The sequence below is a fragment of the Vicinamibacteria bacterium genome, assembly GCA_035620555.1.
In the GTDB taxonomy this organism is placed as follows: domain Bacteria; phylum Acidobacteriota; class Vicinamibacteria; order Marinacidobacterales; family SMYC01; genus DASPGQ01.
The window spans coordinates 1-19398 of sequence record DASPGQ010000525.1; the positions used below are offsets into that span (position 1 = coordinate 1).

17 protein-coding genes are annotated in these 19398 nt (G+C 62.7%); 6 read left to right on the plus strand and 11 right to left on the minus strand.

The window, feature by feature from the left end; translation table 11 throughout:
• The 5 genes from phoU to VEK15_21360 all read left to right on the plus strand — a co-directional run.
• The coding region (gene phoU / locus VEK15_21340) for a phosphate signaling complex protein PhoU (protein ID HXV63257.1) at positions 1 to 1069 on the plus strand (1069 nt) is incomplete at its 5' end.
• Positions 1070 to 1071: 2 nt separating this feature from the next.
• The gene (gene pstC, locus VEK15_21345; GenBank protein ID HXV63258.1) at positions 1072 to 2001 is read left to right on the plus strand and encodes a phosphate ABC transporter permease subunit PstC; all 930 of its coding nucleotides are present in this window, start codon (positions 1072 to 1074) and stop codon (positions 1999 to 2001) included.
• A gap of 5 nt (positions 2002 to 2006) precedes the next feature.
• A complete protein-coding gene (gene pstA / locus VEK15_21350; protein HXV63259.1) occupies positions 2007 to 2876 on the plus strand; it encodes a phosphate ABC transporter permease PstA in 870 nt (289 codons plus the stop codon).
• Positions 2870 to 3679 carry an ATP-binding cassette domain-containing protein gene (locus VEK15_21355; protein HXV63260.1) on the plus strand — a complete coding sequence of 270 codons (810 nt, stop codon included), beginning with the start codon at positions 2870 to 2872 and terminating at the stop codon, positions 3677 to 3679. The genes pstA and VEK15_21355 overlap by 7 nt, the downstream gene beginning before the upstream one ends.
• Before the next feature lie 13 nt (positions 3680 to 3692).
• Positions 3693 to 4553 carry a phosphate ABC transporter ATP-binding protein gene (locus tag VEK15_21360; protein HXV63261.1) on the plus strand — a complete coding sequence of 287 codons (861 nt, stop codon included), beginning with the start codon at positions 3693 to 3695 and terminating at the stop codon, positions 4551 to 4553.
• Positions 4554 to 4590: 37 nt separating this feature from the next.
• On the opposite strand, the gene VEK15_21365 is transcribed toward VEK15_21360, so the two are convergent.
• From VEK15_21365 to VEK15_21415, 11 genes are all read right to left on the minus strand, one after another.
• Complete coding sequence (locus tag VEK15_21365; protein HXV63262.1) at positions 4591 to 7065, minus strand: hypothetical protein; 2475 nt, start codon at positions 7063 to 7065, stop codon at positions 4591 to 4593.
• A 179-nt stretch (positions 7066 to 7244) separates the two neighbouring features.
• A complete protein-coding gene (locus VEK15_21370) occupies positions 7245 to 8420 on the minus strand; it encodes a putative porin (protein HXV63263.1) in 1176 nt (391 codons plus the stop codon).
• Between the two features lie 213 nt (positions 8421 to 8633).
• A complete protein-coding gene (locus tag VEK15_21375; protein ID HXV63264.1) occupies positions 8634 to 9647 on the minus strand; it encodes a VWA domain-containing protein in 1014 nt (337 codons plus the stop codon).
• A complete protein-coding gene (locus VEK15_21380) occupies positions 9644 to 10741 on the minus strand; it encodes a VWA domain-containing protein (protein ID HXV63265.1) in 1098 nt (365 codons plus the stop codon). The genes VEK15_21375 and VEK15_21380 overlap by 4 nt, the downstream gene beginning before the upstream one ends.
• Positions 10741 to 12024 carry an FHA domain-containing protein gene (locus tag VEK15_21385; GenBank protein ID HXV63266.1) on the minus strand — a complete coding sequence of 428 codons (1284 nt, stop codon included), beginning with the start codon at positions 12022 to 12024 and terminating at the stop codon, positions 10741 to 10743. Before VEK15_21385 ends, VEK15_21380 begins: the two co-directional genes overlap by 1 nt.
• A 6-nt stretch (positions 12025 to 12030) precedes the next feature.
• Entirely contained in the window at positions 12031 to 12828 is a 798-nt protein-coding gene (locus tag VEK15_21390; protein HXV63267.1) for a MotA/TolQ/ExbB proton channel family protein, read from the minus strand.
• Between the two features lie 18 nt (positions 12829 to 12846).
• Positions 12847 to 13005 carry a hypothetical protein gene (locus tag VEK15_21395; protein ID HXV63268.1) on the minus strand — a complete coding sequence of 53 codons (159 nt, stop codon included), beginning with the start codon at positions 13003 to 13005 and terminating at the stop codon, positions 12847 to 12849.
• Positions 13002 to 15332 carry a PEGA domain-containing protein gene (locus VEK15_21400; GenBank protein ID HXV63269.1) on the minus strand — a complete coding sequence of 777 codons (2331 nt, stop codon included), beginning with the start codon at positions 15330 to 15332 and terminating at the stop codon, positions 13002 to 13004. The genes VEK15_21395 and VEK15_21400 overlap by 4 nt, the downstream gene beginning before the upstream one ends.
• Positions 15329 to 16372, minus strand: a complete 1044-nt coding sequence (locus tag VEK15_21405; protein ID HXV63270.1) for a hypothetical protein — start codon at positions 16370 to 16372, stop codon at positions 15329 to 15331. The genes VEK15_21400 and VEK15_21405 overlap by 4 nt, the downstream gene beginning before the upstream one ends.
• A 6-nt stretch (positions 16373 to 16378) precedes the next feature.
• A complete protein-coding gene (locus VEK15_21410) occupies positions 16379 to 17584 on the minus strand; it encodes a hypothetical protein (GenBank protein HXV63271.1) in 1206 nt (401 codons plus the stop codon).
• 13 nt (positions 17585 to 17597) lie between these two features.
• Positions 17598 to 18308 (minus strand): hypothetical protein, encoded by a 711-nt coding sequence (locus tag VEK15_21415; GenBank protein HXV63272.1) that lies wholly within the window; start codon positions 18306 to 18308, stop codon positions 17598 to 17600.
• Positions 18309 to 18469: 161 nt separating this feature from the next.
• Here VEK15_21415 and VEK15_21420 point away from each other — a divergent pair.
• Positions 18470 to 19398, plus strand: a 929-nt coding sequence (locus VEK15_21420; protein HXV63273.1) for a phospholipase D-like domain-containing protein, incomplete at its 3' end; no start/stop codon positions are given.

Genomic DNA, 19398 nt, shown 5'->3' on the forward strand with positions numbered 1-19398 from the left:
AGCCGACCTGAAACGCATCCGCGACGGGGTCGAGAGGGTTGCCGAACGGGTCGAAAAGGCTCTTAGAGACGCCATGCGGGCGTTGCTCATCCTCGACAAGGGTCTGGCCTATCGGACAATCCTCGGAGACCTGCCAATCAATCGTTCGGTCCAGGAAATCGACCGGCTGTGCCATCAGTTCGTGGCACGACATTTGCCGAGCGCGGGGCATCTTCGTTTTATCTCTTCGGTGCTGCGTATGAACGTCGAGCTGGAGCGGATTGGCGACTACGCGGTCACGATTTGTCGTGAAGCGGTTCAACTCACCAAGCCTCTCAACACGGGAGTTCGCCGCGAGGCCGAGCGATTGTCCAAGGATACCTTCCAGATGCTGCATCAAGCCCTTCAGGCTTTTCACGAGAGCAACGCCGATCTCGCGAGGGCGACGATGACCTACTCGGACCAGCTCGATCGCCGCTTCGACGTGGCTTTCGAGGCCCTGGTAGAGGAGGGCGACGAACGAACGCGCCCCATCCGGGATCTGTTCGAGACGCTGGTCATTTTCAACCGTCTCGAGAGGGTGGGCGATCAAGCCAAGAACATCTGCGAGGAGACGGTATTCGCGGTCACCGGGGAGACGAAGCAGCCGAAGATCTATCGCATTCTCTTTCTGGATCGCGCCAACGATTATCGCAGCCAGATGGCTGCTGCCATCGCGCGCAAGGCCTATCCCGAGAGCGGTCGGTACAAGAGCGCGGGCCTCGAGCCTGCCGCGAGACTGGACCCCGCTTTCGTCGAGTTCATGGAGCAGCAGGGGATGGACATGCAGGACCAAAAACCTCTGCCCATCGATTGGGTCCCTGAGGAATGGAGCAGCTTCCACGTGCTAGTGAGTCTGGAGGGCCCGGTCGAAACCTACGTTTCCGAAGTGCCGTTCCGCACGGTCGCTCTGGAGTGGGAAGCCGCCCCCGCCCCCGTCGCGGATGCGAGCGAGACCGAGCGGCGGGAGCGCTTCGAAGAAACGTTCCGCCTCATCGCTATCGAGGTGCGCGACCTGATGGAGACACTGCGAGGGGAGGAGGCATCCTGAGGATGGCCTCTCGGACCTCCGCGCCGGCGGTACGCTGGGAAGCCACCGACCAGCGCAATGCCGATTGGTTCGTCGACAAGGCGGTCCAGCTAGCCGTCTTCGTCGGTGGCATCTCGGCCATCGTATTCATCTTCGGCATCTTCGTCTTCATTGCCCGCGAAGGCCTGGATTTCGTGCTCGGGATGGACGCGAAAAACTTCTTCACGTCTCCGCGGTGGACTCCCACCTCCAACTTCAACCCGACCTACGGCGCCTTCGCGTTGATCATCGGAACCGCGAGCGTGACCGGCATGGCCATGTTGGTGGCCATCCCTTTCTCCCTCGGGGCGGCCATCTATATTGGAGAGTTCGCGCGGGGGAAGACCCGCGAGACGCTGAAAGTCCTCGTCGAGCTCCTGGCGGCCATCCCGTCGGTAGTCTGGGGCTTCATCGGGCTCAGCATCATGAACTCGGTCATCATTCGACTTTTCCACGTCCCCGTGGGCTTGAATATCTTGAACGCCGGTCTGATTCTCGGGCTCATGGCGGCACCGATCATGACGACGATCGCCGAAGACGCGCTCAAGGCGGTGCCCGATACCTACCGGGAAGCCGCCGAAGCCATGGGTGCGACGCGCTGGCAAGTCACGTGGAACGTCGTTCTGCCCGCCGCCAAGAACGGCCTCGTCGCCGCCGTCCTTCTGGGCGTCGGGCGCGGATTCGGCGAGACGATGGCGGTCCTCATGGCGAGCGGGCACTCCATCAATGTGCCCGGGAGCATTTTCGACTCGGTTCGAGCTCTCACCGCCACGATTGCCGCCGAGCTCGGCGAGACGTCCGTGGGGTCGGACCATTATCGAGCGCTCTTCACCCTGGGTATCCTGCTGTTCGTCGTCACCTTCGTCATCAACTTGACCGCGGACCTGATCGTTCGAGGCCCCCGGAAGAGGTGAAATCGATGTTTGCCGCCACCGAGCTCGACTTTCGCAATCACCGAGTGCAACGGCTGGCCCGCATCCTCTTCCTCGTCATGACGGTGTTTCTCATCGTGCCCGTGGTGCTGGTGCTCGGGATTCTGGTTTTCCGCGGCAGCCCGGCGATCTCGATGTCGTTCCTCTTCACCAATCCCACGCAGGGCATGACGGCGGGCGGGGTCTTTCCGGCGCTCCTTGGCACGATCTTTCTCGTGACGATGGCGCTGGTGTTCTCGGTGCCGCTCGGGGTGGCCGCCGCCATCTATCTGAGCGAGTACGCGCCCGACAACTGGCTGACACGTCTCATCAACCTGGCCATCATCAACCTGGCGGGTGTCCCGTCCATCGTACACGCCTTGTTCGGCCTGGGTGCCTTCGTCCTGTTCTTCCGCTTCGGGACCTCGATCCTGGCGGCCAGCCTGACGCTCGCCATCATGACGCTGCCCGTCGTGATCGTTGCCACGCGGGAATCTCTTCAAGCCGTTCCTCGTTCCTTCCGCGAAGCCTGCTGGAGCATGGGTGCTACACGCTGGCAGACGATCCGCCGCGTGGTTCTCCCGAATGCGGTGAGCGGCATCCTGACCGGAGTCATCCTCGAGGTGTCTCGAACCGCGGGAGAGACGGCGCCGATCATGTTCACCGGCGCGGCGTTCTTCCTTCCTTTCCTGCCCCAGAGTGTTTTCGACCAGACGATGGCGCTTTCGCTCCACCTCTACGTCATTTCGACGCAGGTTCCGGGCGTGCCCGACGAGCTCCCTTATGGCGTCGCTCTGCTGCTCATCGGGATCGTATTGGCCATGAACTCGATTTCCGTCGCCTTCCGAGTCTATCTGAGGGGGAAGAAGAAATGGTGACCGAGGCGGCTCCTCGCGCCGCGGAATCCGTCTCCGCGGTGGAGGCGGGCGAGAACGTCCTGGAAATCGAGAATCTATCGATCCGCTACGACAGCCGTCCGGCGCTGACCGGGGTGAGCTTCGCCGTCAAGGAGCACGAGATCTTCGGCATCATCGGTCCTGCCAACAGCGGAAAGACCTCGCTTCTCAAAGCCATCAATCGTATGGACCTCTTCACCAGCTCGATGCATGTGAGTGGAAGCGTCCGGTTTCAAGGGCGCGACGTCCGCCGCTGGCGCAACGTCTACGCTCTGCGGAAACGTGTGGGGGTGGTCTTTCCGCTACCCGTGGGCCTGCCGCTCAGCGTCTACGACAACGTGGCGCTGTCGCCCCGGCTTTCGGGCATCAAAAAAAAGTCCCAGCTCGACGTCATCGTCGAGCGCTGTCTGCGCCGGGCCGCCCTCTGGGACGAGGTCAAGGATCGCCTCGGATCGCTCGGGAGCCTCCTGTCCGGGGGGCAGCAACAACGATTGACCATCGCGAGGGCCCTTTCCCAGGATCCGCAGCTCCTGATGCTCGACGAGTTCTCGATTGCCGTGGATCCCGTCACCACCATGAAGATCGAAGACGTCCTCAAAGATTTGAGAAAGGACATGACGATTCTCCTGGTGACGAACCTAGTGCAGCAGGCCCGGCGCCTGGCGGACCGCACCGCCTTTTTTCTGAAAGGGGCGTGTATCGAGATCGGGCCGACTCGCGAGCTGTTCGGCGGCGAGGTGCGGGACGACCGGACGCGAGACTACATCATGGGGCGGTTCGGGTGAGGGGGGTCGCGCTATGACCCAGCAACCGGAATCGCCTTCGAGCGACGGTCGAGATCTTCTCCCGGAACGCCTCCAGACGCCCGCCCCGGGTACGACCGAGGGGCCTCCTTCCCTGGCGATTCGGACACGCCGGCTCAATCTGTGGTACGGGACGTTTCAAGCCCTGTTCGATGTGGATCTCGAAGTCAAGAACGGCATCATCACGTCGTTGATCGGACCGTCGGGTTGTGGAAAGACGACGCTTCTGAGATCGGTCAACCGCATCAACGAGCGATTGGGCTATGTTCGTACCCAGGGGACCATCGACGTCCTGGGCAAGAACATCTACGATTCCGATGTCGAGCCGGCGCAGCTTCGAAAGCAAGTGGGCATGGTCTTCCAGCGCCCCAACCCACTGCCGATCTCGATTCGCGAGAACATCCTCTTTGGATTCCATCTTCACCGTCGTCCGGGCGAAAAGGTGTCGAGGCGCGACGAGGACACCGTCGTGGAGCAATCTCTGCGGCAGGTACTCTTGTGGGATGCGGTGAAAGATCGGCTCGGCGGCCGGGCCATCGAGCTCTCGCTCGAAGAGCAGCAGAAGCTCTGCATCGCCCGGTTGTTGCCGGTCAAGCCCGCGATCTTGCTCATGGACGAGCCCTGTTCCGCTCTGGATCCAGATGGCACCGAGGCGGTGGAAGAATTGATCTGGGAGCTTCGCGGCGAGTACACGATCCTGATCGTGACCCACAACATGGCTCAAGCTCGCCGGGCCAGCGACGAATGTGCCTTCATGCTCATGGGCAAGCTGGTGGAGCATGCTCGAACCGAGGACATGTTCGTGACGCCGGAGCATCAGGAGACGGCGGATTACATCGAAGGCCGCTACGGCTGATGGGTCCTCCCCGAGCGAGGAGCGAGCATTAATTGAGTTATGTCAGCTCGAAGAGGTTGCCGAGCAGCAGCTGAAGGGGGAAGCGACCCAGCTGCCCTGAGGCGACGGATTTTTCGTCGAACGCCTGCACGTCGTCGGGCTCGATCCCGTCGCCCCAGATCAGCACCGGAAGCGGGTCGGCCACGTCTTCACCCGTTTCCGAAAGCGTAGCGTGATCGGACGCCACGGCGACCCTGAGGGGGCCGCGATGCCGCTCCAGGAACCGGGCCAGGTGGCGGTCGACGGCTTCGAGGAACGCGACCTTTCGATCGGGGCGGCGTTCACGGGCCGCGACGTGTGCCCCGCGAAGGTGGACCACGACCAGATCACATCGACTGAGAGCCTCGGCAGCAGCCGAAAGCTTCTCCTCGAGGTCGCTGCCCAGGCTCTCAGTGGTGCCATCTTTCGTAACCGCGTCGGCACCGAGCCAGGCGGCCAGCGCCAACATCGTCCGGTCACCGCTGACACAGGTCAACCGTAGCGGGATTCCCGCATGCTCCAAGGGAAGGAGGCGGTGAGCCCGACCCGCCCCGCGCGTGAGAATGGCATTTGCCGGCGGGGCGGGCTTCGATTTTCGTGAGACGTTGACTGGATGTTTCTCCAGAATCCTCCTCACCTCTCGCTCGAACAGCGCGAGGAGCTTGGCGGTGAAAACGGCTCTGGGATCGTTCGGATCCAGGGCCGTCGGTGCGCGTGGCGGCACGGGAGTCGGGCTCTCGCCGGGATCGCTCCCACGGATCTCCGAAGACAATCCTTCGCCACGGAGGACGATTGCCACCCGATGCTCACCGGCGGGCTTCACCCGAACCTCTACCCCCTTCGCGATTTTTCGTGGCAGGGGCAAGCGATCCAGCGCTTTGGCGAGCTTCTGTACATCCTCGGGCTCGAGAAGGACTCGGCGATCCATCACGTTGCCCTCTGAGTCCAGCGAGGCGAAGTTTCCACGAACGGCCACGTCCCCCGGAGAGAGGCGAATTCCCGCACCCATGGCCTCGATGGGGCCGCGCTTCATCGAGATCGGGGAGTGACCGAAAAGAGCCAGAATTCCCGAAGCCATGTCGGAAACGATTCCGGGCCCCACCGGATCCGCCAAGCCACCCTGGCCTTCTCGCACCAGTCGGTCGAGCGTCGGGGTCGATGCGGCTTGCAGTGGCGTTCTCCCTCCGAGCTCCGCCACCGGGCGGTCGGCGAGGCCATCGATTGCCAGGAGGAGCGTCGGTGTCATGCGCTCGGTCGGCTCGCTTCGGGCCAGAGACGGAAGCCGTCGCTCCAGCAATCCGGTAATCAGGCGCAAAGACCTGACCACCGGCGGCTCGCCGTTGGAATTGTCGAGCAACGCTATGTCGTGTATCTCCGCCTGCTGGAGGAGGAAGTCGTGAATGGCGCGAATGGATGGAAAGCTTTCGACGTAGCGCTCTGCCAAACGACCACCCGTTCGCGAGCGAAGCAGAAAGCGGCTCCGGTGTGCCTCCTCGTTCAGCGTCCCGAGAATCAGAGTCACCTGGTAGGCCGCTTTCTCGAGGTCCACGAACGGAATCAGGGGCGGGTAGAGATGGACACCTTCGACGAGGATGCTCATATTCTCGGCGATGGCCCGCTCGACGACCGCGCGGACGCCGACGCAAACCCGTGTCGCCTGCTTCTCGAATGTCGCGATGAGGCGCTGGCGATAGGCGGGATCGCGGGGATGTCCGCGCGGAAGCTCGGAGGGAAGCTCATCCAGGGCCGCAGCGACCTCGAAGCTCGAAGCGTGGAGCTCCGGCAGGATCGCCTTCGAAAAGACCATTCGCATGACCTGCCGAATCGTATCCGTGGCGTTGATGCGATAGATACGAAGCAGGGGAGCAAGCTCCAGCGCCAGGGTCGATTTGCCCGTTCCGCTGGCGCCACCGACATAGATCACCAGAGGCCGTGGCAGGCGCTGCACGCGGCGCACGAGGCGGTAGCGTCTCGCCCGGTCTTCGCCCTCCATGCGCGCCAAGAGCTCTCCGACCCTCCGGGCGACCTCGTGGCTCGTGAGCACGGTGACGCCCTCTTCCTTCAGCTCTCGCTCGAGCTCGGTAACGAGGCGATAGGCGCGGTCGAGAGTGAGACCGGCCGCGTACATACTTCGAGCCAGGAGACCCCGGGAGAAGGGCTGGGGCTGGCCGTGGTAAATCACCTGGGGAAGGGGAGCGGCCCTCACCGGGTCGCTCAAGGCGGCGATCAAGCCTCGGCTCGCCTGTTTTTCCAGCTGCTCGCCGATGAGCTCTCGTATCTCGGAGGTCGTGACCTCCTTTCGATCCTCGAGCCGGTCTCGGATCGCATTCGCCGCGGCGTAAGCATCGTCGAAGCTCAGTCCGCGCTGGACGAGATCGTGCGTGATCATCCCGCGGAGGAACCGCTGGCGTCCCCCTTCACCGGAAACGACCCACGGTGACTTGCGGCTCGCCTTGGATTCGCCGTCCTTCGCTGACTGGGTCTTCTTCGCCATGGCCTCAGGCTCGAGCCGGAGACCGTCTCGAGCGACTCGCGGAGGAAAAGTGGTTCCACGACCACCCAGGGCGCTCGCGATCTGCGTGGTGATTACGCGGCGGCCTCGAACGGATCCTCGAGCGGGCTCGAGTCCCCAAGTTGGCTCGAGCGTTCAATTCGCTCAAAGTATAGCACCCCTCAGTAGCGGAAGATGTAGTCGAACTGCCACCGGTTCATCGTAAAGTCGTCGCCGATCTTGGGCCTCGTGTTGTACCAGGTGACGTTGATGTACTGTCTCGCTGGCATGCCGATCCTGACGTCGACACGGTGACCGGCGACGTTCGAAGAACGTCCCGTGTCCGATTGCAGGAAGGCGTAGAGCAAGGCGTCCGGCTCCGAGTCGTAACGAGTGTATCGGAACAAGAGCCGCCCGAGCGCGTCGTAACGGCCTGCCTCGATACGAGCGAAGTAGGCCGTGTCGTTATCGCTCCCCACGGCCCTGACTCCGGTGAAGGGCTCGATACCCGCTTCGTCTCCGGCGCCGGTGTTTTTGTAGTAGTAAACAGAAAGTTTGGCCGGCCAGCTCCCGCTCCGACGATAATTCCAGATTCCGAATACATTCAGGATCTCGAAGTCGCTTACCAGCCGGCCGGTCCGATCGAGTAGGTTGGTCACGTCGTTTCCCGTCAGCTCGCCTGCCAGGCTCAGGTCGACGACGGCCTGGGGGCCGACGAACTTGTCGAAGCCAGCACCAACGATGAGCTCGTTCGATTCGTCGAGCCGGATCGTGGGACGGGCCTGGAGTCCCAGGACCCAGGAATCCTCTCTCGAGGAGAATTCCTCGAGAACGAATTGATAAGTGCTGAAGTCGATTCGCGCCAGAGCCCCTTCAGAGCTCCGGATGGCGAAACGCTGGATCGCCCCCTCAACGACGACGTCGTCGTCCCAGTGCAAGTCCGAGACCTCCCAGTAATCTGCATGGTCGAACTTGCCGGCGATGACCGAGACCGAATCGGTGATGTCGAAGTCGGCGTAGAACTCGGCGAGGCTGATTGCATCCTTGTCGAAACCTCCGCCGAAGGTCTGGTTGTCGGAGACGGGATCTTTCGGGTCGCCGCTCCGTAGCCGGAATCCGCCTCGAATGGATTTCGTCAGCTCGATATCGAAGCCGACGCGAAATCGATAGCGTAGACGGTCCCGTCGTCCATCCTCGAATTGACCTTCCCAGTTGAAGCCCTCGTACCGCAAGCGCAGATCGCCCCCGAAATCCAGCCTGTCATACCAGGCCTTGGGCGTCTCCTCTTCCTGGAGGGCACGAACGGGCGCGGCGAATCCCAATACAGTCAAAGACGCAGAAATCCAACGTTTGAGCACTCGCAACCTCCTCGACTGGCCGTACTTATGCTTGGAGATCCCCTCGTTTCCGAAGGGCGTCGTGGGGAATTCCGTTACGGATCCAAGTGGGTGGCAAGTGGTCCGGATTCACTCGCCAGCCACTCAATTAGAATGCAGGACTTTCGGAGAGACATCAAGCACCATGCCGGCATGCCGGCTGTGGGCGATCAGAAAGAATTTGCGACATCCAGCTCAAGGACGGACCGAGCTCAGCCCCACGAAGGCGCCTCCGTTCTCCCGGCAAAGTATCCGCATCAGCGTGGCGAAGCGAACTCCGGTGTTCTCGGGGAAGCCGATGCGGGAGAACATCACCGGAAAGCCAATGGCGTGGATGCGTACGAGACGCTTTCCGTCGCGGCCGCGCCGGTTGATCCGGTCGACGGTGGCAACGACCTCTTCGATGGAATCGCCGGTGAACTCGTCTCCCAGAACGTAGAGGCTTATTTTCTTGTCCGGCGCGGCAAAGGCACGGATGGCTCGCTCGATGCCCTCGACCGGACTGCTGTTGCTGAACGGTGCCCACCCCCTCAATCGGTCGAGGATGATTCGCCGTCTTCCCGGGGTGTCGGGAATCCACTTTCCCGCGTAGCTGGAGAACATGTACTGGCCCATGTCGTTCATGACCTGGATGCCCTTGACTCCGGGATAGACGGCGAGCACCTCCTGCATCTTCTGCAGCACCAGCGGCCAGGCATAGTTGTGCATGCTTCCCGAGGTGTCGATGATGAAAACGATGTACTCGCTGTCGACGGGAACGCCGCCGATGGTGGCGTCGGTCTCGCTTCGACGATAGCTTCTTCCCAGCAATCGCTGCATCTCTTCGGTCAGGGCCTGTTGTGCCGCAAGCAGCCGTCCTTCCACGATATCGTTCACCTCGGATAGTTGCTCGGTTGCCGCAAACTCGCCTTGAATCGCGGAAAGGTCCCCTCGGAGGCGCGCGATCTGCTCCCGTTCTTCAGAAAGCTGCTCGACCTTCGTCCTGAGGTTGCGCTCGAAAACGTTGGTTTCACCGCGTATCTCGAATAGCTCCTGCTGCAGTTTGGCAACGAGCCCCTCGAGCTCGGATCGGATGGCCTCGAGGAAACGCGGCTCGCCGATCTTCGTGAGGACGAGAAGCAGAATGATGGCGCCGAAGCCGCAGCAGATGACATCCAGGAACGAGAGGCTGAAATTCTCGAACTGACGGCCTTTCTTTCTTCTTCTCATGGCCAGTCCTCGGACGGGCTTACGTAAGCGCCGCCGGTCGCAAGAGCGAGTTTCCAGAACGCGCTCGCCGCCATGGCGTCGCCTTCCATGGGGAAGAGAATCACGTTGACGGGAACGGAGTCCCGCAGGAGGTTGATGGCCTCCTCGAAGAGCTTCAGCCGGTCCCTCCCCGAGATGGTTGTACCGCGTGGAGGTTGCCGTCCCATGGTGGGGAGCCCGTCAACGAGAAGATAGATGTTGTCAGGCGGGGGACGCATCCGGTGGATGGCACCGAAAGCGGCATGGAGGTTCGTGCCGTTGGCGGGCACGATTCCTCTCACGCGTTGCACCGCCTCCTCGAGCTTCTCGCGGCTCCCACCGTCGAGCCAGTTGCCGTCGGTGTCGGGAATGACGGGTCGAGCGTCAGTGGAGAACGTATAGACCTGAAAGCTCGACTCTCGAGGGATCTGGGTGGTGAGCCAGTCTACGGTCGACACCGCTTGCTGCCACTTGGGCGAGCGCCGCTTGACCTCGTCCGACATGTTGCGGCGCCGCACGATGTTGACGATCGTCTCGTCGAGCATGCTCGCCGACGAGTCGAGCAGGATGAGAATACGTCGGCCTCCCACCTTGAGCCCGGTGAGGTACTGGCGATCCCCGTCGCCGACGAATGAACGTACGCGGTCTCCGGGGGTCTCCTCGGCGGGTGCGGCCGCGGAGAGGCGTTTCACTTCTTCTTCCAGGGACTTCAAGTCGGCCTTCAGTTTGTTGACGTGCTCCCGTTTCGCAAGCGTCGAGCTCTCGTAGGTGGCAAGCTCCTCCTGAACCACGGTCACGGTCTCGATGAGCCTTCGAGAGAGCCCCGCCGCGATCACGTTCTCCTGCTCGATCCGCCGAAGGGAGTTTCGAAGCTCGACCAGCCTCTGAACTCCTTCGAGGACTTCCACTTCGAGCAGGTCGACTTCGCCTCGAAGCTCGGCAACGTTGCGGCCGGATTCCTTTCCGAAGCTCGCGTTGATGATCATGAAGAAGAGCACCACCGCGCCGAACCCGCAAGTAATGGCGTCGAGAAAGGCGAGGCCGAATACGTTCACCGATCGAGAGCGACGGGCCATCAGTCCCTGACCTCGATGAGCTGGAGCTCGACTTCCGAGGTGCCGAGACGAAGCCGATCGCCCGGCTGGAGAGCGGCTTCGTTGTCCACGCGGAAGCCGTTGACGTGACATCCGTAACGGCTGGAGTCCACGAGGATGGTACGCCCGTCTACCCGTCGAATACGGCAATGGCTGCGCGATACCCCTGGGGTCGAGGCGAGAGCCAACCCTCGCTCTCCTGCGCTGAGCTCGGTGCCGATGACGAACGGCCCGGGGTCGATGGCATAGGCGACTCCCTCGTGCAGGATGTGCGTGACTGTACGAGGGGGAGGGGGGGCATTCACCGACTCTTTCGGCTCGAAGCTCGTGATCAAGTGAAGCATGCCCGTTTTGTCGGGTTGCGGGAGATCGTCCCACCGCTCGAATACGGTTCGTGCCGCTTCTCCGCGAGGAACCACGCTTACCTCGCCCGACAAGGTGCCGACGAATCCTGGCAACGCGCCGAGACGGTGGGACACGGCAACCGGGCTGGATTCGCCAGCCAGGGCCGCGATCCGCTGGTAGCGGGGCAGCGCGCAGTCGACGATCTCGTCTCGGGTGATCTCGATTCGTTTCGCTTTTCCCGACGCCGGCAACGTCAGGCTCGCGGTGTCCTGTTCGGCGAGCGTTTCGAGGACGTCGGAAAGCTCTTCGTGGAGTTGCTGCTCGGTCTCGGCTCGATGCAGCGGGTCGAAGCGCGTCTGGCGGACGAAGCTGCGCGCCAGGAGGGCCGCCCAGGCGTCGCGAAGCGACGTCAGGCCTACTTCATCGTCGGTGCGAACCTCACGGCTTCCCGGCGTAGTCGCCGCAGCGCGATGGAGGAATAGGTCCAGATAGATGGACGAGCTTGCCGGACAACCGACCGACGAATCCACGATGGCGGTCACCGGCATACCGCATGCCCGAGCGACTCCCAGCAGCAGTCCGAGCTGTTCGTCTTCATAGAAACCGGGCACGACGAGGACGACCTCCCGGACTCCCGGGCGGAGCTCGCTCCAGATACCGTTTAGATGGGCGTGGACGAGATCGGCATTCGTGAGCTTCCTGGGGAATGGCTTCGCGAGCGGCTCCCGATCGAGCGCGTCCCAGAAACGGGTATGACGAAACCGAGGCTTGAGCCGCGCGACTCTCTCGGCGGGTGTGCCGGTCAGCAGGATGCCATCGTCCAGCACGGCATAACCGGGACTTTCGAGCACCGGCGTCTCCACACCGCTCCGCATCGCGAGGATGCCGGCATCGTTCAGCTCGAGTACCAGCGCGGCCATGGGGCGTCACGGAACCTGGAGGTGCTGGATGAGGTGCTGGTCGACATAAGTTTCGGTATCGAGAACCAGCCGTTCTTGTTGGAGCTGGAGTTGATGGAGCAGGAACATCAGCACGATGCTGATGAGAAGCGCGATGAACGTCGAATTGAACGCTACGCCCAGGCTCTCCGTGACCCCGGCGATGTCCCCTTCCACCGCCTTGTGCGCCTGTGCCAGCGCGTCACCGATGCCGCGCACCGTTCCGATGAATCCGATCGATGGGATCGCCCAGGCGATGTAGCGGACCATGGAGAGCTCGGAGTCCAGTTTTTCCGCCTGAGCCTCACAGACATCCCGCGCCGTGGTCGACACGTCCTGGATGTTGCGAGTCGCGCCGAAGCGGTGAAGGGCGGAAAGCAGCGACCGCGGCAGCAGGAGCCTCTGGGCCGCAACCGGAAGCGTTTGAATGTGCCGCGCGTACTCGCGTACGTCCTCGGGCAATATCTTCGTTCCGTCGCTCACCGGGACGAGCTCGGTCTCGAGGAGCCGGTGCTCGCGGCTCGCCATGATGCCTTTGTACGCCATGATCGCCATCGCCCAGAGCATCAAGATGAAGCAGGCTTCCTGCTCGAAATCGCGGATGATGACCCACGACGAGCGCTGCTGGACGTAGCTCGGATCGGCTTGCATCTGGGCCCGCTGGTCGGCGAGAACGAGCTCGGCGTTTGGACGCACGACGATCACATAGACGGTATGGACCACGATAATGGCCACGAGCAACGAGAGCGTCTGGAAGACGAACTCGACCGGGTAGTCTTTTTTCATAGGTCAGGGCGCAGGTAGCTATATATCCACCGGGAATGAGATCGTGCTGTCGGCCGGGACCTTCTCCGTAGGCACGAACTCTTCGGGATCTTTCTGCTGCTCTCGCTCCTGGGAGGCGAGCACGAGCCCGCCCGCGACCAGCGAGCCAGCGAGCAAGGCGTAGAGAATCCATTTCATGGCGTTACCTCCGCCCATCGGGCAATACGAAATCCAACGTCCGGCCGCGGCTCGCTGCCGTAATCGCGGTAGCTCAGCCTCAGCTCGGTGACGCTTCCATGAAGGTAGCTGGAGCCGCGGATGACGTGAAACTCACCTTCCGTCGGGCCCAGGGGATCGGTCTCGACTCCGGTGCCGCGCCCCGGGTTGATCGCGTAGCGGTCGTTCGTCCACTCGGCGACGTTGCCCCCGAGATTACGGATTCCGAGAGGATTCGCGGGAAAACTGTCCACCGGGGCCGTCGTCGCGAACCCATCGTCATATCCCGCGAGTGTGGTGACCACGAGACCCTGAGCCGCGAGATCGGCGAAGTTGCCCGACCCCGGCGCCGGCGGCAAGCTCATCCCCCACGGGTATTTCAGGGCTTCGCCCGTGGCATAGCGCGCCGCTAGCGACCACTCCGCCTCCGTGGGGAGACGGTAGCCGTTCGTAGGTGGATCGGCGAGAACGAGCTCGCTCCCTCTTAACTGATAGGCCGGTGCCAGCGACTCCTGTGCGCTCAGCCAGTTGCAATATTCGGCCGCGTCTTTCCACCCCACTCGCACGACGGGATGATGATCGATCTCCAGGTTATGGGCCGAAAGCGCACCAGAGCGATGAGCGCTCTTGAACTCTCGGTACTGACGGTTCGTCACCTCGGTCGCGCCGATATAGAACGGGCGGGTGATCTCGACGTCGCGCAGAGCCTCGTTCGCCCTCCGTCCGGGCTCCCTCCGGGAAGCTCCCATGCTGAAGCGACGCGGTTCCACGAGTCTCAGCTCGTGCCCCTTGGAGCTTTGAACGACTTTGGTGAGCGTGGCCGCTTTCTTCTGAGCAAGGTTCGCCAAAGCCACCTCGACCGTCAGAGAGAGGCCCGGCCGGGGGGTGACCGTCGTCTCGTAGCTTTCATAGCCCTCTTTTCGGATCGCGATTCGATGGGGCACGGCGACGAGGCGAAGGGTTTGGCTCGCCGCTCCTCGCGGTTCTCCGTCCACGAAGAGCTCGGCATCTGGAGGATCGGCGGCGATGAGAACGTCCCCCGATCGGGCTTCTAGCTCGATCGTCATCGTCCTGATCTCGCCCGATGGAACTTCGACGTCGAGGGCTTCGGATTCGTAGCCCGAGCGCGTAAGCTCGACGCGGTGGGACGTACCCGGACTCACGTCCAGCTCGAGAGGTGTCTGTCCACGGTATGTCCCGTCGACGGTTACGTTCGACTCCGCGGGAATGCTGAGCAGCTTGAGCGTCCCATCGGAGAGGACGAGCGGCACCGGGCCGACCGTTTGTGGCTTGCGAGCCTCGACGTGTATCCGGCCCTGGTGGGGCTTGTACCCCGACAGCACGAACTCGTATTCCTGCGTTCCCTCCGTCAAATCGACGGTCATCGGCGTCGAGCCCCGAGCCCTTCCGCCAGTCAGAACCGTCGCGCCAGCCGGCTCGGAAAGAAAGGTAATGGAAGCCCATAGCGGATCGAGCACCGCTTCGAGGGTGGTCAGCGTGCTCTCCCCTCCCACGCTTACCGTGGTCTCGAATTCACGATGACGTTCGGCTCGGATCTCGACGTGGTGCTCGCCGGGAGGCAGCTCTACGGGCTCGAGGGGCGTGGGGCCGACTTCCCGGCCGTCGATACTGACGATAGCGCCATCGGAAGGGGTCGTCGAGATCGCGAGTCTTCCGGGAAGCCTTTCGAGGGCAAAGCGAAAGAGCTGGTTTCGGTCGCCAGTCACATCGATACGAGTTTCGAGCGTTCGATAGCCGGTTTTTTGAGCCTTGACGGTGTATCCGCCCGGCCGGAGCAGATAGGTGTCTCCCAGGGCGAAGACGAACGGTGTGCCACTGACTTCGACGGCGTCGGGTCCGGGCTGGAACTCGAGGGCGACGGAGCGGGCGGTGAATACGAACCAGCCAAATAGACCGAGAACTACGAGAACGCCCCAGAACGCCAGTGCCAGGGGTCGAAACGGCGAGCGCCCTCTTTCCGGCGCGAACGAGGTCGGCTCGAAAGCAGCGGGTTGGATCGGCCCGCCGGAGCGTTGCTTCTGCCTTTTCGTAACGCGCAGCTCGCCGTTCTCCACGCGCAGGCGAACGCCCCCCGCTTCCACAACATCGCCGTCGTGGAGCCAGGCCGACGTGGAGACCGGGGCACCGTTGACCGAGACCCGGCTTCCATCCGTGGGCTGGACGAAGAGCCGATTCTCTGACAGTCCGATGTGTGCCTGCGGTGCGTCTTCCGGCAAAGCGAGCGGGAAGTCGTCCTTCTGGAGTCGGCGAGTCCCTCCGTCGTCGGTGAGCTCGATCCCCTGGCTCAAATCCTCTCCTCACATCGAACCATGAGGGGTTGAGGGGTGGTCCCGGCGTCCACGACGAGCTCCCGTCTCACGTCGCGATAGCCTTCGCAGCTTCCCAGCACGGTATAGACGCCCGGGCGCAGCTCCACGGTCCGGCGCTCGAACTTGCCGAGCCGGCCCACGCGGTAGATCGTCACTTCAGTACGCTCGTCGGATTGCAGCTCGACGACGACCGGCGTGGAAAACGATTGAATGGCCACTTCGAGCTTGCGTAGCCTTTCCGCGTGCCTCGGGCCCGGCGAGGCGATCGTCGAGGCTTCCGCTAGGAGCCGCGACGCCTCTTCGAGAACGTTCGGATCGGAAAGTCGCTTCGTACGGGCAATGTGGAAATCGAGCCGCTCGGCGAGCTCGGCCCGACGAGCGCTCCGTTCTTTCCCCTCGAGCGCGAAGCGGAGGCTGGGCTCGAGGCCCAGCAAGGCATCGTATTCCGCTACGGCCTGCCGCCAATCCTCGCTGCTCTCGAAGGCCGAGGCACGCTGGCGATGATCGTCGATCGCCTGAAGCTTCAGCCCAGCGTCGGCTTGCGCCAAGGCGTCAGCCACCCCCGCCGCTCCGGGGCGCATGGCCTGGGCTCGTCCGAGAGCCTCCTTGGCGGCAGCGAAGTCCTGCCGGCTCAGCGCTCGAAGGCCCTCCGACATCGCCTCGGTAAAGGCCTCATCGTCATCAGTGGTCTCGCTCGTCGACAGCGTCTCTGGGATCGGTTCGGGCGAAGGGGTCGGCTTTTCGGGCGGCGGCTCGACGACGACATCAGGCGGCGAGGGCGATGAAGGCGCGATCGACTTTTGAGGAGGCTCGGGCTCTGGCTCGGTTGCCCCCTCTATTCGAGGTGCGGTCTCGAAGACGGATGCGTCATCGACCCACCGCGGCAGAAGAGCGAAGACGACGACGCCCACCACCGATAGAGACGAGACGACGGTGATCGTCTTGAAACCGATCCCGCCGGCCCGGGGCTTCCCGGCCTCGGGGTTCACGCGCGGCGGCGGTGTGAGCTTGGGACCCATGGCGTGTCACGATTTCGTACGCCCCAGACTCGTGGCGTTCGGGTCTGCCGGCAGACCGAGCTCGGTGGCGAAGATCTGGCGAAGCAGCTCGCGCCACTGGCTGTACTGACTCTCGACCGAGCCGGTGAGGCGGAGGACCTCGCCCTCGACATCGATGAGCATGCCGGCGGCCTCCGCGTCGAAGGATTGCGCGAGCTCGTTGAGCGCCTCCCGGTGCATTTTCGCTTCTTGGGATTTTTGCAGACCGTCGTTCAGCGCGACCATGCCTCCGAGCATCGCGATTTGTCCTGCCTCCCGGGCACCGCGGCTATTGCTCGTCGTGGATGCGACCGCGCCACCGACCATTGCAGCGATTCCGAGTATCTTCTCCCATTTCGCTTTGCGGTTCAGAGCCTCGAAAGCCAGTTGCTCTTCGTAGCTGAACGAGCGCCAGCTGTCGTAGGGCTCTTCCATCTTCGTGAAAAGATCCGCGTAATACTCATTGAGCGTGTCGATGAACATGTAGTCACGCTGGCGAATCTCGCCGATCCTCTCCATCATCGGATCGTGCTCGGATGGAAGACGGGCCGACGCGAAGCGACCCTTGCGAAGCGTGAGGTAGTCGGCAAATGCGCTTGGGGCCAAATCGTGGGCGAACTGCAATTCGGACACCCGCCGGATATCGACGAGATCTTTTGGGTCGAGCTTTTCCAGCAGCTTGGCGAGGTCATTGGCGATCTGGTTGTAGAGGCTTTGGAAAGGCTCACGCCCGTCGTTCTCCTTCACGTAAGCGAGGGGGTCGGCCTCACGATCGTACTTCTTGCGCATCCAGGATTCGCCCCGAGCGTCGGACACGAGTATCTCGACCTCGAGATTCTTTCCCGTCGATTTCAGGATGCCGCCCCGAACATGGAGGTCGACTACGTTCGTCGCCGGTACGAGCCGTACCGCTCCCCAGAATCCGCTCGACTCGAGCGTGCGCTTGAGCACGATGGGGATGTACCGCGCCTCGGATTTGCGAACGTCCTCGAAGACTCCCTTCTCCTCGAGAAGATAACGTTCGTACTCGTCCTCGGGGAGGCCGGGATCGAAGACGTGGATCCCGACGTCGAGGAGGCGACTCTCGGGAATCTCGAAGTTGGCCTGCCTGAGCTGAACGGGATCGTCACCCGTGGCGAGTACCGCAGGGGATGTCACCAGCACGAGGAACATCGATGCTGCGCGCATCTTCATGAACCCTCCCATTCTACTTCTTCTTCTTGAGACCGGCCTTGTAGGCACGGTACTCGTCCCAGAGCTTTTCGCGAAGCTCGGGGTCCTCTTCGTTCATCGCGGCCTCTCGGAGCTGGCGAGCGACGATGTCGTCATCGCTTCCATCGCCAACGTCCGGGGGTACTCTTCCATTTCTTGTCTCGCCGGTCGCATCGCTGGAATCCGTGGGCGCGCCCGTCTCGTCATACTCCGGGCTGTCGGGTGACCCGCCCGTTCCACCCGGCGACTCTTCACCCCCAGCCTCGGCAGTCTCTTCGAGGCTTCCGTCTTCGCCACGATCTCCATCGGCACCCGATCCACCTCCACCGGCGCTGCCTTCACCTCCCGCGTTTGCGGCGGCCTCGGCGGCGGTCGCCTCGTGGCGCTCTTCCAAGATCTCTTGCTCGCGCAGGATGAGCTTGTCGAACTCCCGCAGCGACTCGTCCAGCTCCTCGTCCAGATCGTCTCGTCGCTCGTCGGTCGTCTTGACCGAGCCTGCGGGAAGATCGCTCGCGGGCGACCCGCTCGTTTGTGGCTCATCGTCTTGGGTTGGCGTTTCGGCGGATACCTCCTCGGGTTTGCGTTGCTTTTCTGCGGAGCTCGATTGAGCGGTCGGCTGAGGGTGCGCGACCGATATCTCCTTCCCGTGGGTGGCGCTGCAGGCGGCCGCGGTCGCGAGGCCGGCAAGAATCGAGACAACGTTCATTGAACCCTACTCATGGTAGCGCATCTGCAAATCCAGGGCCACATGGGGAACGCCACAAACCCGTTTCGGCGCAAGATTTGGACGGCACGAGCTCGCTACCGTATTATGTTTCGCACCCTCTTTTTGGACGGTTCGTCCGTTTTCGGAGACAGGTTCGACGGATGCTCGAGTGGGCCCTTGCGAATCTCGTAGTCGTCGGGAGCTTCTTCATCATCGTGCTGGCGGGCGTGGCGGCGATCCATGCCCTTCTCTATAAAGAGGAGGTTCGCGCTGCCATCGCGTGGGTGGGTCTCATCGCGCTCGTTCCGCTACTCGGATCCGTTCTCTACTATCTGATCGGAATCAACCGCATCCACCGGCGCGCCGTTGCCTTGAGACGCGAAGCGGACAGCTCCCTGCTGCCCCGCCGCCGCGGGGGATTGAGCTCCGACGCCGTCGCAGAGCGTGTGGGAAGAATCGAAGCGGCTGAGCTCGCCCACCTGATTGGGAACATAACCTCGTGGCCCCTTTACGAGGGAAATCGGGTCCGCCCCCTGGTCAACGGAGACGAAGCCTACCCCGCGATGCTCGAGGCCATCGGTCGAGCCGAGCGAAGCATCGTCCTCATGACCTATATCTTCGATCACGATCGAGTCGGGCAACGCTTCGTCGATGCCCTCGCCTCGGCCCAAACGAGGGGCGTCGAGGTTCGAGTTCTCATCGATGCCGTAGGAGCCCGCTACTCGCGCCCACGCGCCCACCGGCTGCTTCGGGACCGAGGGGTGCCCGCCGCCCTGTTTCTCCCAACGTTCTCGACGCGGCTTCCATCGTTCAATCTGCGCAATCACCGCAAGGTCATGGTCGTGGACGGGAAGATCGGATTCACCGGCGGCATGAATATCCGCGAGAGTTTCGTGTTGGAAGAAACGCCCGAGTCTCCCGGAATGGATCTCCACTTCGAGCTAGAGGGGCCGGTCGTTCGACATCTGCAGCAGGTTTTCGCGGAAGACTGGGAGTTCACCACCCTCGAGCCGTTGCGAGGCGAAGCCTGGTTCCCGGCAATCCATCCTGCGGGAAACGCCATCGCCCGTGGGATCGCCGACGGACCCGA